Below are 26,620 nucleotides of genomic sequence, written 5' to 3' on the forward strand. Positions count from 1 at the left end.
TGCAAAGCCGAGTGAGGTGACTGTATGTGGAAGAAGATAAGCCTAAAGTATCTGCTCCAAAGAAATGGTGGCGGAAAATAAAGCAGCAACCGTACATACGTACAGTTATTTATACAATACTAGGCTTGATTATGTACGGTATGATGCTTGACAATATTATACCGGAGCAGCTAGAAGTAAATTTGTCCGAGCCGGCTGAACAAGATATTCGTGCACCAATGACAGTCGAAAATCGAGTGGCAACGGAGCAAAGGCGAACGGAAGCGGTAGGCGCTGTCGAAAGCCAAATGAAGCATAATCGGCAATACGAAGAAGATCGAGTTCAGCAAGTAAATGATATCTTCACAGTAATTCGTCTTGAGCGTGAGCAGGAAGTAGAGGAAGAGGAAGAATCTGCTTCGATTTCAGATCAAATTGAAAATGTTCGCTCAGACCTATCTTCGTCAACAAACGCAGATTTGAGTGATGAAGCTCTTGAAGTTTTGTTAGAAACGTCTGACTACCAGTTTCAAGCTGCGCAGGAGGCAGCTGTCAATACCGTTCACGAAACAATGAGTGAACCAATAAAGGTGGGCGATTTACAAGAAGCGAAGCAAAACGCTGAAAATCAAATAGCGGAAGTAACAAGTCTCTCGCCAGACGTTCGTGAAGCCATAAGCAATGTAGTTGATTTAGCGATTGTATTTAACGTAACATATGATGCTGAAACAACACAGCGATTAAGGCAAGAAGCGGCTGATTCAATTGATCCTGTTCTAATACGTGAAGGAGAATTGATTGTAAAAGAAGGCGATCTTGTTACATATGAAATGTATGAACAGCTTCGATTAGTAGGTTTACTCGATGAAGCCACAGTTATATTCCCCTATATTGGACTGGCGCTGTTTGTCTTCATCTTAATTGGAATGCTAATTTATTTCTTAAATGATTCCAATACGACGGTTGCAACAAATAATTCCCATTTATTAATGTTTTCGATTGTGTTTGTTGTCATTCTAGTGCTTATGAAGCTCTACAGTTACTTAGAGTCCCTTATCTCTTTGCCTGGAATTGGCTTTGCGGTTCCGGCGGCGGCAGGGGCAATGTTACTAACATTGTTGTTGCACCCGAAAATTGCCATCGTAACAAGTTTTCTATTTGCTATTATTGGGAGTGTTTTCTACAATCACGATTCCTCTAGTACATTTGCGTTTATGTATGGCTTTTATATTTTGGTCGGTTCTCTTACAGGTATCTATTTCTTGAAGCAATCAAACAAAGCAACGCGAATTTTAAAAGCTGGTTTTTTTGTCCTCTGTGCGAATAGCTTAACTGTGCTATCCATTTTATTAATGAAAAGTATTTATTTGAATTGGGTTGAACTAAGCTTTTATTTCTTAGCGGCGTTTTTAGCAGCTTTCGTTGCTTCAGTTCTTACAATAGGGTTACTGCCGTTTATTGAAACAGGCTTCGGAATTTTATCGACGGCTAGGTTAATTGAGCTTTCAAGTCCAAATCATCCGCTACTTCGAAAGATTTTAACAGAAGCGCCTGGGACGTATCATCATAGCGTTGTCGTTGGGAATTTGGCAGAAGCAGCTTGTGAAACGTTAGGCGAAAATGGTTTACTAGCAAGAGTAGGCGCTTACTATCATGATTTAGGAAAAACACGACGCCCGAGATTTTTTATCGAGAATCAATTAAAAGGGGATAACCCTCATGATAAGATCTCGCCGCAATTGAGTAAAACTATTATTATTTCACATCCATATGATGGCGCTGATTTACTTCGCCAACATAAAATGCCTCGGGAAATTATTGATATTGCAGAACAGCACCATGGCACAAGCTTGCTTAAATTTTTCTACTATAAGGCAAAGCAAGATGATGAAAAGCAACATGTACCGGAAAGCCAATTCCGTTATCCTGGGCCAAAACCACAAACGAAAGTAACGTCCATTATCTCGATTGCAGATAGTGTGGAGGCGGCTGTGCGGTCAATGCAAAAACCAACACCAGATAAAGTCGAGCAATTAGTGGACAAAATTATTAAAGATAAGCTAGAAGACGGTCAATTCGATGAGTCAGATTTAACATTAAAAGAATTAAACCAAATTAAGCTTTCGATGTGTGAAACGTTAAATGGAACGTTTCATCAGCGAATAGAATATCCTGATGATGATGATTGAAAAGGAGTATTAAATGATTGAGATAGACATTATTGATGAGACAGAGACATTGACAGAAGAACAACTAAAGCTTGTTCACGACGTCCTTGCTTATGCGGGCAAAAAAGAAGAAGTTCATCCAGGTGCTGAGCTGTCGGTTACATTTGTAGATGAGGATGCCATACATGAGTTAAATTTAGAACATCGTGGCATCGATCGCTCTACTGATGTGCTATCGTTTGCTTTAAACGATGGAGAGCCAGATTATGAAGCGTTAGAAGGAATTCCTAATTTATTAGGAGATATTATTGTATCCATTGCTCACATTAATCGACAAGCTGATGAGTATAATCATTCATTTGAACGTGAACTTGCTTTTCTTGTTGTTCATGGGTTTCTTCATCTGCTAGGGTATGATCATCAATCAAAGGAAGAAGAAAGGGAAATGTTTACTAAACAAGAGGAGATTTTAGAATCCTATGGCCTTGGAAGATCGAAACCGTAGAGGGTTAAAACGTTTATTTCGTTCATTCAACTATGCCATTTCAGGTCTTGGCTATGTGATTAGGCACGAACAGAACATGCAAATTCATTTAGCTAGTACAATGGCTATTTGTGGGCTTGCCTGGTTTTTTTCCGTCTCAGCGACTGAATGGGTGTTACTCCTACTTGTAATGGGAGGCGTTTTGACAGCTGAAACGCTTAATACGGCAATTGAACGGACAGTCGATTTAGTGACGGAAGACTTTCATCCACTAGCAAAGCGAGCAAAAGATATCGGTGCTGCTAGCGTGTTTATTTTTTGTATCATTGCCATCATTATTGGGGCTATTATATTTGTACCTTATTTTATTAACATTTTATAACGAAAAAGGAGGATTTCTATGGAAAAAGCAGCATTAATTCAGCTCGCTATTGAAGCAAGGGAAGAGGCTTACGTTCCTTATTCCTCATTTAAAGTAGGTGCTGCCCTCCTTCTAGCAGATGGATCGGTTGTAAAAGGAGCAAACATTGAAAATGCGGCATATAGCTTGGCAAACTGTGCTGAACGCACAGCGATATTTAGAGCGTATAAGCCAAATCATCAATCTTTTAAAGCACTTGCTGTGGCGGCGGATACACCAAATCCGGTTTCGCCTTGCGGTGCATGTAGACAAGTATTAGCAGAGTTATGTGAACCAGAAATGCCGGTCTATTTAAGTAATGTAAAAGGTGACTGGCAAGAAACAACAGTAGAAGCGCTACTACCAGGATTTTTTAAAGCGGAGGATATGAATGAATCAAGAGGAAACGTTTAAGTCAGGTTTTGTCTCCATAATTGGGAGACCCAATGTAGGTAAATCAACATTGTTAAATAGAATAATCGGTCAAAAAATTGCCATTATGTCGGACAAGCCTCAAACAACAAGAAATAAAGTTCAAGGTGTTTACACGACAGATGACGCGCAAATTGTATTTATTGATACACCAGGTATCCACAAACCGAAACATCGCTTAGGCGACTTTATGATGAAAGTAGCGACGAATACGCTTCGAGAAGTGGATCTTATTTTGTATGTCATTGATGCAGATGCTAAGTTTGGTCCAGGAGAACAGTTTATTATTGATCGTTTAAAGGATACAAAAACACCTGTTTTTCTAATCGTTAATAAAATCGATAAAGTGAGTAGAGATGCGTTACTTGAAATCATTGCCTCCTACCGTGAACGCTATGAATTTGAAGAAGTCGTGCCGGTATCTGCCTTAGAAGGTGAAAATGTCGAGACGATGATGGATCAAATAAAGGTGCACTTGGATGAGGGTCCGCAATATTATCCAAGCGATCAGATTACAGATCATCCTGAGCGGTTTATTGTTGCCGAGCTTGTTCGTGAAAAAGCGCTACATGTAACAAAGGAAGAGATCCCTCACTCTCTAGCAGTTGTGATTGAGCAAATGAAACGACGAGATAATGGTAAAGTGTATGTTGGCGCAACCATTATAGTGGAACGTTCCTCTCAAAAAGGGATCATTATTGGAAAGCACGGTTCTATGCTAAAGGAAATTGGTCAAAAGGCACGAGTCGATATTGAAGCATTACTTGGTTCAAGTGTGTTTTTAGAGCTATGGGTGAAAGTACAAAAAGACTGGAGAAATCGCCCTTCACAGCTTAAAGATTATGGCTTTAACGAAGACGATTATTAAAGAGAAGCAATGGTCCAAACAAGGCGTTGGACCATTGTTTTTTTATGTTCAAAAAGCTATGATTAACTAAGATGAAAAACGAACAAAAATAAAAAGTCAAGCTCTGCTAATTAACAATATTTCCATCGAATGAGTATAGTAAATTTAGGTCATCATACTTCATAAGAACGATTGAGAGGAGTTGTGAAACAGTGCTTGTTCTATCTTGGAAAGTTTTTTCACAGACAGGAAACATTGAGACTTATTTACTCCATAAGGAATTGGAAAGGGAGACAGTTGGTGAAGAGGTAGAGGTAATGGCTGCCGACGACCAAACGGATTCTACTCTTTCTTAAAAAAGCAGTGACTTGCTGTAAGGAATGAACATGTTAATTAAACAAGAAGGAATTATTTTAAAGACCATTGACTATGGTGAATCAAATAAAATTGCAACAGTATTAACGAAAGATAGCGGAAAACTATCTGTGATGGCAAAAGGAGCGAAGAAGCCTAATAGTCGCTATGCGGCTGTGATGCAACCATTCGTTTATGGCTCATTTGTTTATTTCAAGGGTAGTGGTTTGCCAACAATAAGCCAAGGCGAAATTATTCTATCCTTCAAACAGCTTCACTTTGATTTATTTAAAGCTGCTCATGCTGCGTATATAACAGAATTAATCGAAAAATTGACCGAAGAACGACGGCCGTATGTGTTTTTATTTGATCTATTGTTACTCGCTTTAAAGCAAATTGACACTGGTCAAGATCCGGAAATTATTGCAAGAATCGTTGATCTAAAAATGTTAACGGTTGCTGGAGCAAAGCCTAATTTAGATGGCTGTGCAAGCTGTAAATCGGTTGAGCGCGACCCTATTGCTTTTTCCATTCCTTTTGCTGGTTTTTTATGCAGAAGTTGTGTCCATCGAGATGAGCGAGCTTTCCCAGTTTCGTTATCAATGGTGAAGCTTATTCGCACCTTATACTATGTTGATTTAACGAAATTAGGTTCCATTTCGATTAAGCCAGAAACAAAAGAACGACTTCATCAAATCATATCATCGTACTATCAAGAATACGTTGGTGTGACGCTGAAATCACAACGCTTTATTGACCAGCTAAAAAAAGTAGATGGCACTCATTTTAAACTTGACGAAAAAAAGGATTAAAGGTATGATAGAAAAATATGACGATATGCTATGATGAGAGAAGAAATACTGCTTATTCTTATGATTAATAGCGACTTCAGGGTGGTGTGAGCTGAAGAATCAGGAGCGTATGAGGCACTCTTTGAGCATGTGAACTGTAAAGTGATTAAACACGTTTGTGTTTAATAAGTAGGGTGGAACCGCGGGTAACTCTCGTCCCTATGCCGATAGTAGGCATAAGGATTGAGGGTTTTTTGTTTTTATTAAGGAGGGTAAACATGAACATTCAAACGATGATATTAACATTGCAGTCCTATTGGGCAAAGCAAGGCTGTATAATTATGAACGCCTATGACACTGAAAAAGGTGCGGGTACGATGAGTCCGCATACATTATTACGAACAATCGGTCCAGAACCGTGGAATGTAGCTTATGTAGAGCCATCAAGGCGACCGGCAGATGGACGCTATGGAGAAAACCCGAACCGCTTATATCAGCATCACCAATTCCAAGTGATTATGAAACCTTCGCCAAACAATATTCAAGAACTGTATTTGGAAAGCCTTAAAGCGCTTGGTATTAATCCGCTTGAACATGATATTCGATTTGTTGAAGACAACTGGGAAAACCCAACATTAGGCTGTGCGGGTCTTGGGTGGGAAGTATGGCTAGATGGAATGGAAATAACACAGTTTACGTATTTCCAACAAGTAGGTGGCATGGAAGCATCCCCTGTTTCCGCTGAAATTACTTACGGGATTGAGCGATTAGCAACGTATATTCAGGAAAAAGAGAATGTATTTGATTTGGAATGGGTAGAGGGTTTCACGTATGGTGACATTTTTCTCCAACCTGAGTTTGAGCATTCTACATATACATTTGAAGTATCAGATAGTGAAATGCTCTTCCAGCTATTCAATACGTACGAGAAAGAAGCAACTCGTGTACTAGACCGTAACCTTGTTTTCCCGGCTTATGATTATATTTTAAAGTGTTCACACGTATTTAATCTACTTGATGCTCGTGGTGCGATCTCAGTAACGGAACGCACGGGATACATAGGTCGTGTCCGTACCCTCGCTCGGAAGGCTGCAAAGCATTATTACGAGGAACGCGAAAAACTTGGATTCCCGATGTTGAAAAAGAAGGAGGCAAACTAATGGATAGAAAACCATTTCTCCTTGAAATAGGATTAGAAGAACTTCCAGCCAGATTTGTAACAGATGCAGTGAAACAACTAGAGCAGAATGTGCAGCAGTGGTTAAAAGAGCAAAAGCTTGAGTATAGCCGCACACAGGCTTTTTCAACGCCACGAAGATTAGCGATTATCATTCATGACCTTGCTTCAAAACAAGAAGATTCATCTAGTAAAGCAAAAGGACCAGCAAAGAAAATTGCATTAGATGACAATGGCGACTGGACGAAAGCAGCTTTAGGATTTGCGCGATCACAGAAAGTTGAACCGGAAGCTCTTACAATTGAAGCACATAAAGGTGTGGAATATGTTTTTGCTACATCCTTTTCTGAAGGTGTGCAAACAGTCGACATTTTACCAAGCTTAGAGAAGGTCATTATGAGTCTGAATTTCCCGAAACGCATGAAATGGCATACGTTTGACTTACGCTATGCACGACCAATACGTTGGTTAATTGCCATGTACGGTCAGGAAGTCATTCCATTTTCAATTGCGGAAGTAAAAACTAGTCAGACTACAAGAGGTCACCGTTTCTTAGGAGATGAAGAAATTGAGATAGCCACTCCTGAAAGTTACGAAACGCGTTTACTTGAAAACTACGTAATTGTTGATGCTAAGAAAAGGAAGCAAGCCATTCGTTCTCAACTAAAGGACATGGAAGCAACGAAAGATTGGGTTATTCCTGTAAATGAAGACCTTCTTGAAGAAGTAAACAATTTAATTGAATATCCAACTGCCTTAAGTGGTGGGTTTGAAGAAAAATACCTTCAATTGCCTAAAGAAGTATTAATTACGACTATGAGAGAACACCAGCGTTACTTCCCGGTTGAATCAACTGAAGGCGCGTTACTTCCATACTTTGTGACGGTCAGAAACGGGAATGAAGAGCATATTGAAAATGTATCGAAAGGAAACGAAAAGGTACTTCGGGGACGCTTTGCTGATGCTGCATTCTTTTATGAAGAAGACCAGAAGCTTTCTATAGAAGATTGGAATAAAAAACTCGAAACCGTAGTGTTCCATGAATCGATTGGGACAATTGCCGAAAAGGTTACTCGTACAAAAGAGCTTGCGGTATGGTTAGCAAGAAAAGAGGCGTTGTCAGCTGAAGAAGTGACATTAGTAGAACGCGCTGCATCCATTGCGAAATTTGATCTTGTAACAAATATGGTGGGTGAATTTCCTGAGTTACAGGGACAAATGGGGCAGGATTATGCATTAAAGTCGAATGAACATGCTCAAGTGGCGAGAGCGATTTATGAACAATATCTACCGCGGTTTTCAAATGATATTCTCCCACAAACAGCAGTTGGCTCTATGCTATCCTTAGCAGAAAAGCTCGATACCGTATTATCTTGTTTTGCAATTGGATTAATTCCAACAGGTTCTCAAGATCCTTATGCGTTAAGAAGGCAAGCAAACGGGGTAGTCCAAATTTTATTAGAAACCAAATCAGCCCTTTCTCTTGAAATGATCATTGAGCATTGGGTGGATACATTAAATAAAAAAGGATTTATGACGGCTGGTGTCGAATCTACTAAAGAAGAAGCCATTCAATTCTTTTTAAGTCGGTTTAAGCATCTCATGATCGATTCAGGCTATCGATACGATGTTGTAGAAGCTGTATTATCGGCACCGATCGTAGATGTTTATTCCATGTTTGCTAAAGCAGAAGCCATAAATGAACAGCTTAATGAGCCTGCGTTTAAAAAAGCAGTTGAAGCGTTAAGTCGGGTCACGAATTTAGCACAAAAGGCAGAAACTGATACTACAATTGATGAATCGTTGTTTGAAAATGAATCGGAGACAAAGCTTTTAGCAGCGACGGTGGAAGTGGAGATGAGTTTAGTTGAAGCTTGGAAGCAGCATGATGCAATCGCTGCGTACAACATCTTAGAAGCGTGTCAAGATGCGATTCACTCATTTTTCGAGCAAACGATGGTTATGGTTGAAGATCCAGACGTACGAGCCAATCGCTTAGCTTTGTTAAAAAGGTTAGCGCATTCCATTCAATCCTTTGCTGATTTTCAACAAATTGTCTTTTCTTCGTAACTAGTGTTCAGGTTAGAGAGGTGAGTTCAAATCGAACTTTCAATTAGACAGCAACACATTATTGATATTGTCAAAGAAAATGGACCAATTACTGGTGAACATATAGCGGAGCGTTTGTCTTTAACAAGGGCAACACTCCGCCCTGATTTAGCCATTCTAACAATGTCTGGTTTTCTCGATGCCAGACCGCGGGTTGGTTATTTTTATACTGGAAAGACAGATTCACCTGCTCTATCGGATGAAATTCAAAAGATCAAGGTTCATCATTATCAATCAAGGCCTGTAATCGTTGAACAATCCACCTCTGTATATGAAGCCATCTGTACAATGTTTTTGGAAGACTGTGGCACGTTGTTTATTGTTGATAAACAGTCAACGCTAGTAGGAGTTGTATCTCGAAAAGATTTACTACGAGCAAGTATGGGTGGACAAGCAATTGAAACAACGCCTGTTAGTATTATTATGACGCGAATGCCTAATATTACGATGTGCGAAAAAGAAGACTCTATTATAGAAGTTGCTCATAAGCTGATTTCAAGACAGATTGACGGGTTACCGATCGTGAAAAAAGTGGATGTAGGTTCAGGATATGAAGTAGTTGGGCGTATAACAAAGACGAACATGACTTCTTTATTAGTGGATCTTGCTAAGAATGAAGGAACATAAGGAGGGCTGTTCTTAATGACGCAAACGGAACGCTTAATTGTATACATTGTATCGGATTCAGTTGGAGAAACGGCTGAGCTGGTAGTGAAAGCAGCGGTAAGCCAATTCAACGGATCAAATGTTGAAATTCGCCGTATTCCTTATGTAGAGGACAAAGGAACAATCCAAGAAGTAGTTCAAATTGCTAAAAAAGTGAAGGCGTTAATTGCCTTCACACTCGTTGTCCCAGAGATAAAAAATTACTTGCTTGAAGTTGCAAAAGAAGCCAACGTGGAGACAGTTGACATTATTGGGCCGGTACTAGGGAAAATAAATCAACTTACGAATGAGCAACCTCGCTATGAACCAGGCTTAATTTATCGTTTAGATGAAGATTATTTTAGGAAAGTCGAGGCCATTGAGTTTGCAGTTAAATATGATGACGGCCGAGATCCAAGAGGAATTATTTTAGCGGATGTTGTGCTTATTGGTGTGTCAAGAACATCAAAAACACCACTATCCCAATATTTAGCGCATAAGCGTTTGAAGGTAGCGAACGTTCCCTTAGTTCCAGAAGTTGAACCGCCTGAAGAGCTATTTAAGATCTCAAATAAAAAATGCATCGGTTTGCGTATTAGTCCAGAGAAGCTTAATAGCATTCGTACGGAGCGCTTAAAAGCTTTAGGATTAAAGTCAGAAGCAAATTACGCCAATATTAATCGCATTAAACAAGAGCTGGCGTATGCTCAAGAAGTCATGGAACGAGTGAATTGCCCTGTAATTGATGTTTCGAATAAAGCAGTGGAGGAAACAGCGAATTTAATTTCTAATATGTTCCAAAAACATTGATTGGAAACTGTTTACTGTTCAAACGCTATGTTTTGAAGTATAATTGCCAATTGGGACTCTAATTTTGCAGAATGTATGTATAAATAGGGGATAGATCAAATAAATTTAAAAAGTCAAGACTTTTTCTCGTTTTTTTGGTAATGATAGTAAAGAAGATGAAAGAGCAATGGGTTTCGACAGTTTCTTGTTTTTTTCGTCAAATAAGAAGGAGATCAAACCTTAAATGTTGAATGATACTGTATGAGTTCAACGGTGTACGTTGATGCAGATTCTTGTCCTGTAAAAGAAGAAATCATTAAACTTTGTGATCAATACAAAAAAGAATTGGTCTTTGTGTTTTCATATGCACATAATATGGTCTTGCCTGAGCATGTAAAAACCGTACAAGTTGATGTGGATAAAGAAGCAGCAGATCTGTATTTACTGCAAGCTGTTTCTCGTGGCGACGTATGTATCTCTCAAGATCACGCACTTGCTTCTTTGTTACTTATTAAAGGCGTGACTGTGCTATCGCCTCGTGGCCATGTATACATGGAAGAAGAGATGTCGAGCATGTTACAGTCTCGTTATGCAGCACAAAAGGCTAGAAGAGCGGGAAAAAAAACAAAAGGTCCGCGGAAATTTACTGCCACAGACCGAGAGCAATTTGTGCATTCACTTGAACAAGTTCTTAGCACTGGTAATTGAAGGAATAGGTGAGAGCTGTATGTCTGTGAAAATTCCTGAAGAGAAATTAGCCGAAATAAGGAACGCGAGCGATATTGTCGATGTTATCGGGGACTATGTGCAATTAAAGAAAAACGGTCGACAATATGGTGGACTATGTCCTTTCCACGATGAGAAAACTCCTTCTTTTTCTGTCTCTGAAGAAAAGCAAGTTTATCATTGCTTTGGCTGTGGTGCTGGTGGGAACGTTTTTACCTTCTTGCAGGATTTGGAGGGATGGTCTTTTGCGAAGACCGTGGCTCACTTAGCCGGAAAGGCGAAAATCTCTTTACCGCAAGTAGTTGAATCTAACGAGAATCAAGTTTATGAAGATACTTCAAAAGTTGATGCAATGAAGAAAGCTCACCAGTTAGCCGCTTCGACGTATCACAGTATTTTTATGTTCACGGAAGAAGGTTCTCCAGGGCGTGTTTACGCTCAAGAGCGTTATTTTACAGAAGCTCAAATTGAGCATTTTAAAATAGGGTATGCGCTTGACGAGTGGGAGACGTTAGCGAAGGTGCTTGAGCAAAATGAGTTTGATTTAACGATTATGGAAGAAGCTGGTCTAGTAGCAAAGCGAAAAACAAGTGGCTACTATGATTTATTCCGCAATCGTTTAATTTTTCCTATATCCGATAATAATGGTGACATTGTCGGTTTTGGAGGAAGAATTGTTGGTGAAGGCCAGCCAAAGTATTTAAATAGTCCAGAGACACCTATTTATCAAAAAGCAAAGACGCTGTTTCATATGTTTGAAGCACGGCCGATTATTCGTAAAAAAAATAAAGCCTATTTGTTTGAAGGGGCATTGGACGTAATGGCTGCCTGGAAAGCAGGAATTGAAAATGCCGTGGCGACATTGGGTACAGCTTTAAGTCAAGATCATGCAAAGCTACTTCGGCGTAACGCTGAAGACGTTATCCTTTGCTATGATGGTGATAAAGCGGGCCGTGAAGCCATTCGAAAAACCATTCCTGTGCTCGAAAATGTAGGTTGCCAGATTCAAGTCTGCTTATTGCCGGACGGTTACGACCCAGACGACTATGTAAAGGAGTTTGGCGAAGAAGCCTTGAAAGCCTATTTAGAAGAAGAGCTTTTATCCGTAATGGCTTTTAAGATGTATGACGCTAAACAAACAAAAAACCTTCAAAATGAAGGAGAACGTCTTAAGTATATTGAAGACATGCTTGAAGCTATTGCGCGATTAGAATCGATTGAGCAAGAACATTATCTAAAGCAGCTATCAAATGAATTTAATCTTTCATTCCAAGTTCTTCATCAAGAGATGATGCGCAAAGAAAGAAAGGCTACGCCGCCGCGTCAGCAACAGCAGACTGAACGGCATAAAGACACGGTTAAATCTCATCACGCATTTCAAACGTCTCGTCCAGTTGCTGCCCACATTAAAGCAGAACGAATGCTTCTCGGGTATATGCTACAAGACGAAGAAATGATTTGGAGAGTAACAGAGCGTTTGCAAGATGGCTTTAATATAGATGAACACCAAGCTCTGTATGCTTACTTAATCTCCTTTGTTTCGCAACATCCAGAAAAGGGAATAAAGGAGTTTATAGAGAGTCTAGAAGACCAAAAGCTTGCAAAACTAGCCGCTTATTTGCTTATGCAAGATGTCAAATTAGAGTGTACAGATGCTGAGTTAGACGATTATATTAAGAAAATTGAACAATACCCTAAACTATTACAAATTAAAGAAAAGCAGCAAGCGGCTCGTCTAGAGCAAGATCCAATTCTCGCTGCGCAGAAACAAATGGAGCTCATACGCAAAAAAAGAGAACTGCTAGGTAAGTAACTCGTCGTTAATTTTGGAAGGAGGGGATCGAGTGGCTGATAAACCGTTACGTCCAGTGACTGAAGGTGATCTATCCATCGATCAAGTAAAAGAACAATTAGTAGAATTAGGTAAAAAGCGTGGGACCTTAACGTATGCCGAAATTACAGAGAAAATGGCTTCGTTTGAACAGGACGCGGATCAAATGGATGAGTTTTATGAGTACCTTGGTGAGCAAGGGGTTGAACTCGTGAATGAAGCTGATGATGAAGTCCCATCTATGCAGCAAGTCGAAAAGAATGAAGAAGAATTTGACTTAAACGATTTAAGTGTCCCTCCAGGAATAAAAATAAACGATCCAGTTCGTATGTATCTTAAAGAGATTGGTCGTGTACCGCTTTTATCGGCTGAAGAAGAGATCGACTTAGCTAAACGTATTGAGCAAGGTGATGAAGAAGCAAAAAAACGTTTAGCAGAAGCAAACTTACGTCTTGTTGTATCCATTGCTAAGCGTTATGTTGGTAGAGGGATGTTGTTTCTCGATTTAATTCAAGAAGGAAACATGGGTTTAATTAAAGCCGTTGAGAAGTTTGATTACGACAAAGGATTTAAATTTAGTACGTATGCAACTTGGTGGATTCGTCAGGCAATTACCCGTGCCATTGCTGACCAAGCGAGAACAATTCGTATCCCTGTTCATATGGTAGAAACCATCAATAAACTCATTCGTGTTCAACGTCAACTTTTACAAGACTTTGGGCGTGAACCAACACCTGAAGAAGTTGGAAAAGAGATGGAGCTAACGCCAGATAAAGTGCGCGAAATCTTAAAGATTGCACAAGAGCCAGTTTCTTTAGAAACACCAATTGGTGAAGAAGACGATTCTCATTTAGGTGACTTTATTGAAGACCAAGAAGCTCTTGCACCTTCAGATGCTGCTGCCTATGAGTTGTTAAAAGAACAGCTAGAAGATGTGTTAGACACATTAACTGATCGAGAAGAAAATGTTCTCAGACTTCGTTTTGGACTTGACGATGGCCGAACGCGTACGCTTGAAGAAGTGGGTAAAGTGTTCGGTGTTACTCGCGAGCGTATCAGACAAATTGAAGCAAAAGCATTGCGCAAATTACGTCACCCAAGCAGAAGCAAACGATTAAAAGACTTTCTCGATTAATGAAGTGCACACGGATTCAGCATAGACTGATTTCGTGTGCCTTCCTTGTTTCTATTTTACTTCTTCTTAAAACGGAATGCAAATTGTTGTTGTGAATTTTCTTATAAATCAATTTGAATTTTTTGTGCTATTTTAGGGAAAAGTAAATTGAAGCCTTTTCATAATGGGCAATTTGAAGTAAACTATAGTAGATTCGTGCTTTTTTATACATATCTAATGGTTAGTTCTAACGAGAAAGGAGAGCACCTATATGAAGGGACGTCCGTTAATTCCGTTTGCTTTTATAGCATTATTGGGAATTGTACTTATCGTTGCAATGTCTGCAATTGGTGTTGATCAACGTGCTAGCATGGATGAAGAAGAAGAAGAGCCTGTTGACATTGGAGATCCCGTTGAATATGGACAAGGTATTGTTGAAAGTTCATGTATAACGTGTCATGCAAATGATTTAGGTGGTACTGCTAGTGCGCCAGCGATTAACAATTTAGAGGGACAGTTGTCTCACGATGAAATCGTTGACATTGTAACAAACGGTCAAGGAAATATGCCGGCTTTCGGTGGTCAGTTACAGCCTGAAGAAATTGATGCGGTAGCCGAATATTTATTGTCGATGTCGGAGTAGGAGAGCGGGGGGATAACCCTGCTTTTTTCTTTTGGAAGGAGAAACAACAAATGAACACAAGTCAACTTTCACATAGACTAGAACGTGTAGCGTCTTATGCAGCTGGTTTTAATGTACTAGCGGATATTGGTTCCGACCATGCTTATTTGCCTTGCTATCTCTGTTTAAATGACTACTCTTTAAAGGCAATTGCAGGGGAAATTAATGAGGGTCCGTATCAATCGGCATGGAAGCAAGTGAGATTGTCTCAATTAGAGCATCAGATTGATGTGCGAAAAGGCAGTGGTTTAAATGTGTTGCATCAAGGTGAGGAAGTTGATGTTATTACGGTCGCAGGAATGGGTGGACCTCTGATTGCATCAATTTTAGATGAGGGAAAAGACAAGCTAATCAAAGTGAAGCGGTTGGTACTTCAGCCTAATGTGGCTTCTCACGCGGTACGGAAGTGGTTAATGGATCACCAATATCGAATTGTAGCAGAAGACATTCTCGAAGAAGATGAAAAGATCTATGAAATTATTGTAGCTGAACCCTCTGTAGCTACCGTTTCTTATACAGAGACAGAGCTGTGGCTTGGTCCGCTATTAAAGCAGCATCAGACGTCTGTTTTTAAGAAAAAGTGGGAACACGAAAAAACAAGCTGGAAACGTGTGTTAGAACAACTACAATTGGGTAATAAATCGATAGAGCTTGAACAGAAACAAGCTGACTTAAACCGAAAAATTGCAATGGTTGAGGAGGCCTTATTATGACAAAAGGTGTTACAGCCCAAAACGTCATTAAAGAGTTTGAACAATTTTCCCCACGAAAATATGCGGTTGAAGGAGATCGTAATGGTCTTATGGTCGGAACGCTAAACAAACCTATCCATACCGTTATGATTGCTTTAGATGTTCTAGAAGAGACAATGGATGAAGCCATTGATAAAAACGTTGATCTTATTATTGCGCATCATCCATTATTGTTTAGACCTCTTAAGCAAATTAATTTAGATACAGCAATGGGAAGAATTGTGGCAAAGGCGATTAAGCATGAAATCACCATATATGCCGCACACACCAACTTGGATGTTACAGAGGGTGGAGTCAACGATTTATTAGCGGAAAAACTAATGATTCAATCCCCTGATGTGCTCGTGCCAACGTATAAAGAGAACTTGTTAAAGTTTGTTGGGTTTGTTCCTCGTGAACACGCAGAGGTTATCCGACAAGCATTAGGTGAAGCAGGGGCAGGTTTTATTGGAGAGTATAGTCACTGTGCTTTTTCCGTCGTAGGTGAAGGAACGTTTCGGCCGACTGGTGAGGCAAATCCCCATATAGGTGAGTTGAATAAACAGGAAGTGGTGGAAGAGGAACGGATTGAAACCATTGTGCCAAAAACCCACTTACAGTCGGTCCTTAATGCGTTCTTCGCTGCGCACCCGTATGAAGAACCGGCTTACGATCTTATTCCATTAGAGAGTCCTTCGCTTGTCCGTGGACTTGGGCGAATTGGCAAACTAGAACAGCCGCAGTCATTGCGTGATTATGTGAAGGTAGTAAAACTAGCACTTGGTTTGGAAGGTGTTCGTGTAGTTGGTAACTTAGATAGGAAGATAAAAAAAGTTGCTGTTCTTGGTGGTGACGGTAACAAGTATGTGAATCAAGCGCTGCGTAAAGGCGCGGATGTTTTAGTAACTGGAGATCTTTACTATCATGTAGCGCAAGATGCAAAAATGGACGGGCTAACCATTATTGACGCTGGGCATCATATTGAATCAATTATGAAAGCAGGCGTTGCAAAGGAATTGAACAAGCGAATGAAAGATATGGGTTATTCGATTACCGTTTTTCCTTCATCCGATAGCACGGACCCCTTTCAATTTATGTAAACAAACGAACCCCTCTTGCAACTTGCAAGAGGGGTTGTGTTATTACTTTTTAACACGAACTTTTGGTAAGATTTTTTCAATCGGAACCTTCTTCGTTGTATCCCACGTCGATTCTTCATTTGGATCATAGTTTTCAATAAACGTAATGACTTCCTTAGTAATTGGTGTCGGAGTCGAAGCACCCGAAGTGACACCAACTTTTGTTGCATCTTTAATCCAATCTAATTCTAGCTGAGATAGATCACCGATCCGATAGGCTGGTGTACCAGCAATTTGTTGTGATACTTGAGCTAAACGATTTGAATTGTTACTTTTTGGATCACCAACAACAATCACAACATCGCACTGAGAAGCTTGTTCTGCGACTGCCTCTTGACGAACTTGAGTGGCTAAACAAATCTCGTTATGAACTTCGGCCTTTGGATAAAGCACCATCGCACGCTTCATGATATCAGATACGTCCCACTGACTCATCGTTGTTTGGTTTGTAATAATAATATCACGGTCATCCAACGTTAATGACTCAAGATCCTCCATCGTTTCAACTAAGTGTACAGCGCCAGGAGCAACACCAATTGCTCCTTCCGGCTCAGGGTGCCCTTGCTTCCCTATATAAATAAATTGGTGTCCTTCCGCTGCTTTATCACGAATTAAATCATGAGTGCGTGTAACATCAGGACAAGTAGCGTCGATACAAGTTAACCCTTTTTCTTTTGCTAAACGACGAACTTCTGGAGAAACGCCGTGTGCAGTGAAAATAACGGTCCCGTGTGTTACTTCCTTAAGAATCTCAAGACGATTTGGGCCGTCAAGAGAAATGATGCCATCCTCTTCAAACGCATCTGTAACATGTTGATTGTGAACAATCTGCCCTAGTATATAAAGAGGTCTTGGCAAGTCCAAATTTTGTGCAGCTTGACGTGCCATAACCATCGCGTCAACAACGCCATAACAATAGCCTCTTGGTGAAATTTTTAATACGTCCATAAAAATTAATGGCCTCCTATTAAAAACAGGCCTTCGTTTAGTGAAAGCCGTGTTTTGAATTCATCTTCTATTGTAAAGGAGTTCTGCGCAGGTGACAATCAAGACGCGTTATTAATTTGCTTCTTCTAATAAATTTGTGTCAATAAATTCATATGCCTGCTCTTCGGAGTACTCTTGAACAACAGCCAACTCGCTTGCAACCATTTGCCTCGCTTTTTGAAGATGGTGTCGATCTTGAATATGAAGACCGTTGGATCGTTCAGTTTGCTTCTTTGATAAAGAAGAAACGAGGTGAGCGGCATCAATAATACTTCCTGTCTTAAGCAAATTCTCAGTATCTCTAGAAAATTGACTGGAAGATAAAGGTGTCTCAGGCCCCGTTTTTAATGCATCCGCTACTTGATTGACTTCAGAGGAGGAGATGACCTTTCTAAGCCCGGATTGATCTATGCGAGATTCTTGAAGCATGAGGGTAACGTCAACAAGTGGGAAATGCAGAATATAGTATGATTGTGTTTCTCCTAGAACATTCTTTTCTTCAATATCTTGGATCTTTCCGGCCCCATGATAAGGGTAAACAACGTTGTCTCCGACTTTAAACATGGACATTCCTCCAATCGATTTATACAGTACATTGTAACACATTTGAAGGCAAATATCAAATTATACTATCGTTATAGGAGGCTTGTCAACAACTAAAAACCGATTTATATATAAAGTTTTGGAAGGGATGCTCCCTGTGTTTCCGGTCTTTGTCGGCGCGCTGGTCTCGGCGTGATAGCGGCAGGTGATGCACTAGGTTGAGATTCATGTGTAGCGACAGGCTCCGGAACATGTTGAACTGGTGCAGACGCCACTTCAAGTGGTGCAGCAGAAGTTTCATTAGTAGGGGTTTGTCGCATAGTACGCATCATTCTCCATAGAGTCGGTACATTTTTAATAAAAGGACCGTATTGCTGAACCATTGGTGCAACTTGTTGAGTAATGCCCATTACTCGTTGTGTATTTTCAAGAATTGTCGCGAAATTAAAACCTCCAGAGGCGGCGGATGTTCCTAAACTAGTTAAGCGTCCTCCGCCTAGTAAACGAGCTAAGATACCGCCTCCTCGTGTTGCTCCTGCCATATGCTGCATGGGAGCTGAAGCCATGGAAGCAGTAGGCTGCATAAAACCGGAAGCGGTTCCTAATAACCGACTTGAGCCGCTCGATAAAGGTTGCATCGGAATAGAACTAGCGGGTGGTCCGTAATAAGGCTGCATAACATTCGCTCCTAATAAAATCTAATAATAATAGCCTATGCAAAGATAGGTAATCCGTGCACATTTAAACCTTGGAGTTAATGTGAAATTATGATAAAATGAACTATTGCACGAAGGAACTGGAAAAGAGGAAATGAATATGAATGCAGAAAATTTTTCACGTCTCGGAATAACGAATAAATTACAACAAGCACTTGTTGATGCCAACATATCAAAACCAACGGAAATACAAGAACGGTTAATTCCGGCAATCTTAAACAAAAAAGATGTTATTGGCCAATCACAAACAGGTACAGGAAAAACGTTTGCTTTTTTGTTACCACTTATTGAACAAATAACGGTAACGGAAGCGCATGTACAAGCTATTGTGACAGCACCAACAAGAGAACTAGCGAACCAGCTTTATAATGAAGTAATGAAGCTAATAAAGCCTTTTGAAGGGGAGATCCAAGCGCAGTTGTATGTAGGTGGTACAGATCGTCAAAAGCAGATGGATCGTTTGCAGTCAAAACAACCACATCTTGTTGTCGGAACACCAGGGAGAATTAATGATTTAATACAGCAAAATGCGCTACTAGCACATACTGCCACCACTCTTGTTGTAGATGAAGCAGATCAAATGCTTGATATGGGGTTTATTGAGGATGTAGATAAAGTAGCTGGTAAAATGGCAGAAGAGCTACAAATGCTCGTTTTTTCAGCAACAATTCCTGAGAAACTACAGCCATTTTTACGAAAATATATGTCTCAACCACGTCACGTTCATGTACAGCCTGAGGTATTAGCCGCAAAAGCAGTAAAGCATCAGCTTGTTCCAGTGCGACATAAAGATAAAATGACTGTTCTTAAAGATGTTGTCAAGCACATTAATCCATATTTAGCGATTATTTTTGTGAATACAAAAGAGCAAGCAGATATTGTAGCGGATGAATTAGCGAAAGAATCTTTAAATGTTGAACGTTTGCATGGAGGTCTTGCATCAAGAGAACGACGTAAGGTAATGAAAAAGGTTGATGATGCAAGTGTTCAATTCCTCGTAGCGTCCGATTTAGCTGCTCGTGGAATGGATATCAAAGGTGTCACGCATGTCATTAACTACGAATTTCCGGCTGATTTAGACTTTTACGTTCATCGTGTTGGGCGTACAGCTAGAGCTGGTGCAGATGGTATAGCATTATCGCTGTTTGAGAAAACCGATGAATATGCGTGTGGTAAGCTATCGAGCAAAGGCATTACATTTACATTTGTTGAGTTTAAAGACGGAGAATGGCAACAAGTAAAAGGGCCTATTGGTAGCGGAGGCTTTTCACAAAAGAAACCCCAGTCTGGTGAAAAGAAAAAAGCAGATACAACAGCGGCAAAGCCACAAGAGCGAACAGGTGGAAAAGCTAAAGCAAAACCAAAGAAGGTCAAGCCTGCTTATAAAAGAAAAGCACGCGTTGCACAAGAGAAACGCAATAAACGAGATAACAAATTACGTTCCCGTAAAAGTAAGTAAAGGAGAGTTTGAACAATGTCTTTGTTAATTGGATCACATGTATCAATGAGTGGAAAAAAGATGTTGCTTCAATCAAGTGAAGAAGCAGCAGCTTATGGTGCAAATACGTTCATGATTTATACGGGTGCGCCTCAAAACACAAGGCGCAAAGCAATTGAAGACTTAAATATTGATGCAGGGACACAACATATGCAGGAACATGGGATTCGTGACATTGTTGTTCATGCCCCTTACATCATTAATATTGCCAATACCCAAAAGCCAGAGACCTTTCAGTTAGGTGTTGATTTTCTTCGATCTGAAATAGAGCGAACAGAAGCTCTAGGTGCAAAGCAAATTGTTCTTCATCCAGGAGCCCATGTAGGGGCAGGTCCTGAAGCAGGTATTGCGAAAATTATTGAAGGATTAAATGAAGTACTAACCGAAAAGAGAGATGTGCAAATTGCGCTAGAAACGATGGCTGGTAAAGGATCTGAATGTGGTCGTTCATTTGAAGAACTTGCCAAAATTATTGATGGTGTTACGCATAATGAACGTCTCTCTGTATGTTTTGATACGTGTCATACCCATGACGCTGGCTACGATATTGTAAATGATTTTGATGGAGTGCTCGAATCATTTGACAATATTATAGGCGCTGATCGAATAAAAGTTGTTCATGTTAATGATTCAAAAAACGAGAGACATGCTCAAAAAGACCGTCACGAAAACATTGGCCATGGATTTATTGGTCTAAAAGCTTTAGATTATATCGTTCATCACGATCAATTTAAACACGTGCCAAAAATCTTGGAAACGCCATTTATTGGGGCGGATAAAAAGGATCGTAAACCTCCATATAAACATGAAATTGCGTTACTCCGAAGAGAACGTACGGAGCCTATTGAAAAATAATTAAAAAGAGCACCACTAGTTTTTAAAAACTAGGGTGCTCTTTTTAGTATCTAATGGTAAAATAATGGCAAGATCAACTTTTTATAACATATGATTATATTTTTGAAACAATTGTGACACAGTGGACGAAACATAGGAATCGGTTTCGTTCGTCAATTGATTAATAATGGCTTCCACTTGTTTCTTATTGCCAACGTTTATAGTTTGTTGCCTAAGTATGCGTAAAACACTATCTGCTTGTTGGCTTGTTAATGGGTAACCTTGCTTCTCAGCTAGCTGAAGAAATTCCTCTTTACTAATTGAATTAATCTTTTGATTGATGAGCTGTTGCATGATGAAATTCATGTTGGCACCGCTCCTTAAATAGAAAGTCACTGTTACTATATGATTTAAAAGAAAAAACAGAACAAAAAAAGGAAATAGTGCGCCTTTTCACGAATAAGAGTAAATTATACGGAGATTCGGAAAAAAGTATGATGAGTTGTTATTCTGATTAATGACAAGGGGGGGCGTGAGTATTATGATTCAAAATTTTTTATTAAAAAATGCCCCTAATAGGAGTACTGATATGTTGCACAAAGAGATAAACGGAAAGCATGAGTATCATAACCAAACAATGTTTACACTTATTCAAGAGTTAAACTTACCGTATCTAAAAGTGGATCAAGCTTTAAATGTACTTTCTTGGAATGAAATGTTTAGCTATTTAACAGATATAAAAACAGATGAACTTCAACACTCCACAATTAGTGAACTCGCCATTACACATAACATTGCAGAATTTTTTCTAGACCAAATGGCACTTAGTTCAAAGTATGTACAGATCACGAAGAGTATCTATGAAAATGGTGGAAATGTACTAAATGTTACATTCATTCCAGAAGTTGAAGATGATCAAGTCTATTATTTTATTATGCTTGAAGATTTATCACTACAAACAAAATACGAGGAACTACTGACGTTTCAACATCAAATGCAAGCTGTTTCTCACATTGCCGCTGGCGTTGCTCACGAATTAAGAAATCCTCTTTCCGTTATAAAAGGGTTTTTGCAGCTATCGCATTTAACCTGTGATTTCCAAAAATATTATAATACGATCATTTCAGAGCTAAATCGAATGAATATTATTATTGAAGATTTTTTATCTGTATCTCGAAAGAAAACAAATCGCAAATGGCAATCTCCCTCTAGTTTAATCGAATCTCTAGTTGAATTAATGAAAGCGGAATGTTTATTGCATAGCGTTGAATTACAAGTGGATTTTGATAAATCTTTTTCAATATGTCATATAAATGAATCAATGTTTAAGCAAGTCATGCTAAATTTACTTCGCAATGCGATTGAAGCATTTGATGAAGGAGCGTCTTACAAGTATTTAAAGGTTTCAAGTAAAGAAATAGGTGAATATGTACATATTGAACTCATCGACAATGGAAAAGGAATGCCTAAAGATGTACTTGAACAGTTAGGAAAACCATTCTTCACTACAAAAGAAAAAGGTACAGGAGTGGGTATTCCGCTATGCAAGAAAATTGTTGAGGATCACGGTGGGCAATTTCAGATCTTAAGCGAACGAGACGTTGGTACGAAAGTCATTCTTACATTTCCGCTGCTCGTGTAGTGTGACGAAACGGATTCATTTCTTTTTAGCCTTTTAGAAGGCTTTTTATTTTCAGTTTGAGTAATGGAAGATGTTAGTTGTTGACGGATGTAAGAAGATCGTCTATCCTACTTTGGAGCTGAAGGAGGAGGACGTTCGTATGAAACGTAATCAAAAAAAGCTTATTTTATTAAGTGTACTAGGTTTACTTATTGGCCTATTTTTATATGCAAACAGGTTAACTGGCGGTCAAATGCACGCACATGCAGAGAAGCTTGAACGAGACGCCTATTTAGCCGAATATCAGAAAATCGAGGAAGCAACGGCTTTCTTTAAAAACGACGGGCTAGACGCATCTTTTAATGTGGAAGGCAATGGCGATACATGGAAAAAAGCAAAGCAAGTTAGTGAAGCCTTGTATCAAGATAGTGATGGTCACTTTGAACAATCATGGGGTCTGTACTTAGGATTAGTTGCAGATCAAAAAGATGTAGATCCGTTTCTAGTATATGAGCTACTTAAGGTAGAAAGTGGTGCGACTTTTGATGAACATGCTATTGGACCAGAAACGAAGTATGGACATGCTTATGGAATGGCGCAATTTATGACGAACACCGCTCCGTGGATTGCGGATATGGCGGAGCTTGAGTATAAAAAGGATTATTTATTTAATCCTTACTACGCGATTCACTTATCTGTCCAATATTTACAGTTTTTACACGATCAATACGACGATTGGGATAAGGCACTCACAGCTTATCACAGAGGAATGGGCGGTTTGCAGTCGTACCTTGCGGAAAATGGCCATGCAAAAAGTGACTATGCAGTGACGATTCAAAAGCAAGCAAAAAATCATGATTCCTTATAAAAAACGGCGCTTTTCGCAGCCGTTTTTCTTTTATTTACTAATAAGCAAATCATGGCTGGACAAAATAAAAAAAAAGAGTATAATAGACTGGAGATAAATCGGAATCATTCTGAAATAAGGGGGATGGAAATGATTCGCGAAAATTACGTAACGTTAGATCATATTACGTTCGCATATGGACGTCGTCCTGTATTAAGCGATGTATCACTAACAATCAGACAAGGTGATTTTTTAGGGTTAGTTGGTCCAAACGGCTCTGGGAAATCAACATTAATAAAAATGATGCTCGGTCTATTACAACCAAACGATGGAACAGTAAAAGTATTTGATGAACCGATTGATTCGTTTCAACAATGGGATCGGATTGGGTACGTTTCTCAAAAAGCAAACAGTTTTAGTAGTGGCTTTCCAGCAACTGTGTATGAAGTTGTATCAATGGGTCTGTTCGGTAAAATTGGTTTGTTTCGCTTTATGAAGAAGAAGCATAAAGAGATGGTGTACCGCGCTATTGAGCAAGTGGATATGATGGATTATTTAGATGAAAACATTGGTGAATTGTCCGGTGGTCAACAGCAACGAGTCTTTATTGCACGGGCACTCGTCAGTGATCCTGATTTGTTAATTTTAGACGAGCCAACAGTGGGAATTGATGCAAAGAGTGTTGCTTCTTTTTACGAATTACTTCACACATTAAATCGGGATTTAGGCAAAACGCTTTTATTAATTTCACATGATATTGGAGCAATGACCGATCACGTAAACAAAGTGGCTTGTTTAAACCGGACCATTCACTTTCATGGAAAGACAGAGGAGTTTGCAGCGAAAAAAAATAAATTGGATTTTTATGGACATGATGTTCATTTGCTAACTCACAGTCATGAAGGAGTGCACCATGCTTAATGCGTTTTTAACTTATGACTTTTTACAATATGCTCTATTCACTGGCGTAATGATCGGTTTACTTGCTCCTTTACTAGGAGTCTTTTTAGTTGTTAGGCGAATGTCTTTAATTGCAGACGCTCTTTCACATATTACGCTATCTGGAATTGCATTTAGTTTATTACTCGGCAGCTACATTCCTTTTATGCAGGGGGTTAACCCGCTTTATATGGGTATGGCTTTCTCCGTAAGCGGCTCTTTATTTATGGAAAAGCTCCGTCAAGTGTATATTCACTACAAGGAAATTGCGATACCGATAATTATGTCAGCGGGAATCGGGTTAGGTGTCGTTTTTATTTCAATGGCAAATGGTTTTAATACCGACTTATTAAATTATTTATTTGGCTCAGTCATTGCTGTGAACCGAAGTGATTTTATTACAATCACTGTTATTACAGTCGTTGTGTTATTTATATTAGTCATTTTTTATAAAGAATTGTTTTTCTTATCTTTTGATGAGGAGCAAGCAAAGGTATCTGGCATTAATCGCCGTCTCGTTCATTTAATTTTCATGGTAATGGTTGCACTTGTTATTGCCGCGTCTATGAGAGTAGTAGGCATCTTGCTTGTCTCGGCGTTAATGACACTGCCAGTCGCAAGTGCTATGCGCTTCGCTAAAGGATTTAAGCAATTGTTTTTGTACGCGGTGATATTTGGTGAAATTGCTGTCATCGGTGGACTAATGCTCGCGTTTCAATTAAACTTAGCTCCAGGTGGCGTTATTGTGCTGCTTGCAGTTCTTATTTTGCTGCTGTCGATTTTATTTGGTCGAAATCGTAAAACGTTAGGGCGATTTCCACTTAAAAAAAGATCACGTTCTACTAGCCAATCGAGCTAAAATTCGGTACACTGGTAAGCAGAAGTCAAAGAAGAGGGTTGATTGAATGGATGTTTCCCATGCACTTAATCGCTTAAAAGAACAAGGATACAAATATACAGGTAAACGAGAGGATATGCTTCGCTTGTTTGCGGAGGATTCTAGGTATATGACAGCTAAAGACGTACTCGAAAACATGCAGGATCAGTATCCGTCTTTAAGTTTTGATACCATCTATAGAAACCTATCGTTGTTTGCAGATCTTGAATTGTTAGAAACAACAGAGCTAGATGGCGAAAAGCGGTTCCGTTTTAGTTGTCGAACGTCTGAGCACCATCACCATTTAATTTGTTTAGATTGTGGAAAAACAGAGCATTTTCATAATTGCCCTATGGATGAAGAATTGTTTAAACGATTTCCTGATTTTCAAGTAACTGGACATAAATTTGAAATTTATGGAATGTGCCAAGCGTGTCGACAATAAAACAAAAACAGAGGTGACTTCGTCATCTCTGTTTTTTTATTCCCATCATTTAAACGTTATGAATTGCTGTGAAAGAGAGAACCCTACTGATAAGGAGGGGATACCATGACACCAATTGTAATGTGTAATGTATCAAACTGTCGCCATTGGAAAGATGAAAATCGTTGTGGGGCAGAGAAGATCCTAGTTCAAACCGACAAACTAGAATCAACGTTTACAATGGAAGCGAGTAAAGAATTTGTTCTGGATCAGCTTGGAAAAGTGCGAAAAAGCGAAGAGACGTGTTGTCACACGTTTGAGCCAAAATAAAGAGCAAAGAGGCTTCAGGTCCTACCTAAAGCCTCTTTGCTTTTAACCATTCCTCAACCCAACTTTCGGCTTCTTGCCAGTTTGAAACACGGATCACGCCATCGGGGATCGGTAATCGATTATAGGGTGTGTCGAATAAAATTACGGGAATGCCACATTCTTCAGCAATCATGACAGCATTATCATGTTTATCTTCAAAAAACAGCTCAATGCCTTGTTCTTTGACTGCAGCAAGCTTATTGTGGTGACCAATTAATTCTACGTGTTGATAGGGGATATCGTGTTGTTTTAACCAATCAACAGTAATCGCCTCGTATTGTTTTTTTCGTGCTGTAATAAAGACTAATTCATGATCAACATGCCAACGCTTTAAAATTTGGTCAACTTGCTTGATTAACGGTGCATTACGATAAATAGTTGGCTCATTTGCGAGCATCCAGTCCCAAAACTCGTTTTCATCAATCTTTAATAACTTTGAAAGATCATAATCAGAAATATCATCTAATGTAAAATTTTTATGGAAGTCTTGGTTAATATATGGAATAAAAGTAGCGGGATCTGTAATGGTTCCGTCAATATCAAACCCTAAACGTCTTTGCATGGTAT

30 protein-coding genes are annotated in these 26,620 nt (G+C 39.4%); 25 read left to right on the top strand and 5 right to left on the bottom strand.

What is annotated here, in order from left to right:
- Nucleotides 1-26: 26 nt before the first annotated feature.
- From FPV17_RS08710 to FPV17_RS08790, 17 genes are all read left to right on the top strand, one after another.
- Entirely contained in the window at nt 27-2,168 is a 2,142-nt protein-coding gene (locus FPV17_RS08710; RefSeq protein ID WP_035396330.1) for an HD family phosphohydrolase, read from the top strand.
- Between the two features lie 13 nt (nt 2,169-2,181).
- Nucleotides 2,182-2,652, top strand: a complete 471-nt coding sequence (gene ybeY / locus FPV17_RS08715; protein WP_035396328.1) for an rRNA maturation RNase YbeY — start codon at nt 2,182-2,184, stop codon at nt 2,650-2,652.
- Nucleotides 2,627-3,013, top strand: coding sequence for a diacylglycerol kinase family protein (locus tag FPV17_RS08720; RefSeq protein ID WP_035396325.1), 387 nt, complete (start codon nt 2,627-2,629; stop codon nt 3,011-3,013). Before ybeY ends, FPV17_RS08720 begins: the two co-directional genes overlap by 26 nt.
- Before the next feature lie 18 nt (nt 3,014-3,031).
- On the top strand, nt 3,032-3,445 hold the full coding sequence (locus FPV17_RS08725) for a cytidine deaminase (protein ID WP_035396323.1): 414 nt from the start codon (nt 3,032-3,034) through the stop codon (nt 3,443-3,445).
- Nucleotides 3,423-4,331, top strand: coding sequence for a GTPase Era (era, locus tag FPV17_RS08730; RefSeq protein WP_035396321.1), 909 nt, complete (start codon nt 3,423-3,425; stop codon nt 4,329-4,331). The genes FPV17_RS08725 and era overlap by 23 nt, the downstream gene beginning before the upstream one ends.
- 191 nt (nt 4,332-4,522) lie before the next feature.
- The gene (locus FPV17_RS08735) at nt 4,523-4,666 is read left to right on the top strand and encodes a YqzL family protein (protein ID WP_078440176.1); all 144 of its coding nucleotides are present in this window, start codon (nt 4,523-4,525) and stop codon (nt 4,664-4,666) included.
- Nucleotides 4,667-4,696: 30 nt separating this feature from the next.
- Nucleotides 4,697-5,476, top strand: coding sequence for a DNA repair protein RecO (gene recO / locus FPV17_RS08740; protein ID WP_035396319.1), 780 nt, complete (start codon nt 4,697-4,699; stop codon nt 5,474-5,476).
- A gap of 257 nt (nt 5,477-5,733) precedes the next feature.
- Nucleotides 5,734-6,615: a glycine--tRNA ligase subunit alpha gene (glyQ, locus tag FPV17_RS08745; RefSeq protein WP_038478935.1), complete on the top strand. Its 882-nt coding sequence runs from the start codon at nt 5,734-5,736 to the stop codon at nt 6,613-6,615.
- Nucleotides 6,615-8,702 carry a glycine--tRNA ligase subunit beta gene (gene glyS / locus FPV17_RS08750; protein WP_144558766.1) on the top strand — a complete coding sequence of 696 codons (2,088 nt, stop codon included), beginning with the start codon at nt 6,615-6,617 and terminating at the stop codon, nt 8,700-8,702. The genes glyQ and glyS overlap by 1 nt, the downstream gene beginning before the upstream one ends.
- Nucleotides 8,703-8,732: 30 nt before the next feature.
- Entirely contained in the window at nt 8,733-9,368 is a 636-nt protein-coding gene (gene ccpN / locus FPV17_RS08755) for a transcriptional regulator CcpN (RefSeq protein WP_081762284.1), read from the top strand.
- Nucleotides 9,369-9,383: 15 nt separating this feature from the next.
- Nucleotides 9,384-10,196: a pyruvate, water dikinase regulatory protein gene (locus FPV17_RS08760; RefSeq protein WP_035396315.1), complete on the top strand. Its 813-nt coding sequence runs from the start codon at nt 9,384-9,386 to the stop codon at nt 10,194-10,196.
- Nucleotides 10,197-10,436: 240 nt separating this feature from the next.
- Nucleotides 10,437-10,883 carry a YaiI/YqxD family protein gene (locus FPV17_RS08765; RefSeq protein ID WP_035396312.1) on the top strand — a complete coding sequence of 149 codons (447 nt, stop codon included), beginning with the start codon at nt 10,437-10,439 and terminating at the stop codon, nt 10,881-10,883.
- A 19-nt stretch (nt 10,884-10,902) separates the two neighbouring features.
- Entirely contained in the window at nt 10,903-12,714 is a 1,812-nt protein-coding gene (gene dnaG / locus FPV17_RS08770; RefSeq protein ID WP_144558767.1) for a DNA primase, read from the top strand.
- 31 nt (nt 12,715-12,745) lie between these two features.
- On the top strand, nt 12,746-13,867 hold the full coding sequence (gene rpoD / locus FPV17_RS08775) for an RNA polymerase sigma factor RpoD (RefSeq protein ID WP_038478955.1): 1,122 nt from the start codon (nt 12,746-12,748) through the stop codon (nt 13,865-13,867).
- A 250-nt stretch (nt 13,868-14,117) separates the two neighbouring features.
- On the top strand, nt 14,118-14,489 hold the full coding sequence (locus tag FPV17_RS08780; protein WP_035399030.1) for a c-type cytochrome: 372 nt from the start codon (nt 14,118-14,120) through the stop codon (nt 14,487-14,489).
- A 50-nt stretch (nt 14,490-14,539) separates the two neighbouring features.
- Nucleotides 14,540-15,241, top strand: coding sequence for a tRNA (adenine(22)-N(1))-methyltransferase (locus tag FPV17_RS08785; protein ID WP_144558768.1), 702 nt, complete (start codon nt 14,540-14,542; stop codon nt 15,239-15,241).
- The gene (locus FPV17_RS08790; RefSeq protein WP_144558769.1) at nt 15,238-16,359 is read left to right on the top strand and encodes a Nif3-like dinuclear metal center hexameric protein; all 1,122 of its coding nucleotides are present in this window, start codon (nt 15,238-15,240) and stop codon (nt 16,357-16,359) included. The genes FPV17_RS08785 and FPV17_RS08790 overlap by 4 nt, the downstream gene beginning before the upstream one ends.
- Before the next feature lie 42 nt (nt 16,360-16,401).
- Here FPV17_RS08790 and FPV17_RS08795 read toward each other — a convergent pair whose 3' ends face one another.
- From FPV17_RS08795 to vrrA, 3 genes are all read right to left on the bottom strand, one after another.
- Nucleotides 16,402-17,346, bottom strand: coding sequence for a 4-hydroxy-3-methylbut-2-enyl diphosphate reductase (locus FPV17_RS08795; RefSeq protein ID WP_035399034.1), 945 nt, complete (start codon nt 17,344-17,346; stop codon nt 16,402-16,404).
- Between the two features lie 111 nt (nt 17,347-17,457).
- Complete coding sequence (locus FPV17_RS08800) at nt 17,458-17,949, bottom strand: CarD family transcriptional regulator (RefSeq protein WP_038478968.1); 492 nt, start codon at nt 17,947-17,949, stop codon at nt 17,458-17,460.
- Between the two features lie 104 nt (nt 17,950-18,053).
- Nucleotides 18,054-18,605 (bottom strand): VrrA/YqfQ family protein, encoded by a 552-nt coding sequence (gene vrrA, locus FPV17_RS08805; RefSeq protein ID WP_144558770.1) that lies wholly within the window; start codon nt 18,603-18,605, stop codon nt 18,054-18,056.
- Nucleotides 18,606-18,744: 139 nt separating this feature from the next.
- Between vrrA and FPV17_RS08810 the strand changes: the two genes are divergently transcribed.
- Nucleotides 18,745-20,103, top strand: a complete 1,359-nt coding sequence (locus FPV17_RS08810; protein WP_144558771.1) for a DEAD/DEAH box helicase — start codon at nt 18,745-18,747, stop codon at nt 20,101-20,103.
- 15 nt (nt 20,104-20,118) lie between these two features.
- Complete coding sequence (locus tag FPV17_RS08815; RefSeq protein ID WP_035399045.1) at nt 20,119-20,997, top strand: deoxyribonuclease IV; 879 nt, start codon at nt 20,119-20,121, stop codon at nt 20,995-20,997.
- 81 nt (nt 20,998-21,078) lie between these two features.
- On the opposite strand, the gene FPV17_RS08820 is transcribed toward FPV17_RS08815, so the two are convergent.
- Nucleotides 21,079-21,342: a DUF2624 family protein gene (locus FPV17_RS08820; RefSeq protein WP_060705101.1), complete on the bottom strand. Its 264-nt coding sequence runs from the start codon at nt 21,340-21,342 to the stop codon at nt 21,079-21,081.
- 223 nt (nt 21,343-21,565) lie between these two features.
- On the opposite strand from FPV17_RS08820, the gene FPV17_RS08825 reads away from it, so the two are divergent.
- The 6 genes from FPV17_RS08825 (at nt 21,566) to FPV17_RS08850 (ending at nt 26,014) form a co-directional block, all read left to right on the top strand.
- The gene (locus FPV17_RS08825) at nt 21,566-22,618 is read left to right on the top strand and encodes a two-component system sensor histidine kinase NtrB (RefSeq protein ID WP_246117159.1); all 1,053 of its coding nucleotides are present in this window, start codon (nt 21,566-21,568) and stop codon (nt 22,616-22,618) included.
- Between the two features lie 139 nt (nt 22,619-22,757).
- Nucleotides 22,758-23,465, top strand: a complete 708-nt coding sequence (locus FPV17_RS08830) for a lytic transglycosylase domain-containing protein (RefSeq protein WP_144558773.1) — start codon at nt 22,758-22,760, stop codon at nt 23,463-23,465.
- A gap of 129 nt (nt 23,466-23,594) precedes the next feature.
- Nucleotides 23,595-24,365 carry a metal ABC transporter ATP-binding protein gene (locus FPV17_RS08835; RefSeq protein WP_412766077.1) on the top strand — a complete coding sequence of 257 codons (771 nt, stop codon included), beginning with the start codon at nt 23,595-23,597 and terminating at the stop codon, nt 24,363-24,365.
- Nucleotides 24,358-25,242, top strand: a complete 885-nt coding sequence (locus tag FPV17_RS08840; protein ID WP_144558774.1) for a metal ABC transporter permease — start codon at nt 24,358-24,360, stop codon at nt 25,240-25,242. Before FPV17_RS08835 ends, FPV17_RS08840 begins: the two co-directional genes overlap by 8 nt.
- A 46-nt stretch (nt 25,243-25,288) precedes the next feature.
- A complete protein-coding gene (locus FPV17_RS08845; RefSeq protein ID WP_035398973.1) occupies nt 25,289-25,705 on the top strand; it encodes a Fur family transcriptional regulator in 417 nt (138 codons plus the stop codon).
- 105 nt (nt 25,706-25,810) lie between these two features.
- Nucleotides 25,811-26,014, top strand: a complete 204-nt coding sequence (locus FPV17_RS08850) for a DUF1540 domain-containing protein (RefSeq protein ID WP_035398972.1) — start codon at nt 25,811-25,813, stop codon at nt 26,012-26,014.
- A gap of 25 nt (nt 26,015-26,039) precedes the next feature.
- Here FPV17_RS08850 and FPV17_RS08855 read toward each other — a convergent pair whose 3' ends face one another.
- On the bottom strand, nt 26,040-26,615 hold the full coding sequence (locus tag FPV17_RS08855) for a 5' nucleotidase, NT5C type (protein ID WP_144558775.1): 576 nt from the start codon (nt 26,613-26,615) through the stop codon (nt 26,040-26,042).
- Nucleotides 26,616-26,620 lie beyond the last annotated feature (5 nt).

Origin of the sequence: Shouchella miscanthi, from assembly GCF_007725405.1 — a bacterium.
Classification (GTDB): Bacteria; Bacillota; Bacilli; order Bacillales; family Bacillaceae_D; genus Shouchella; species Shouchella hunanensis.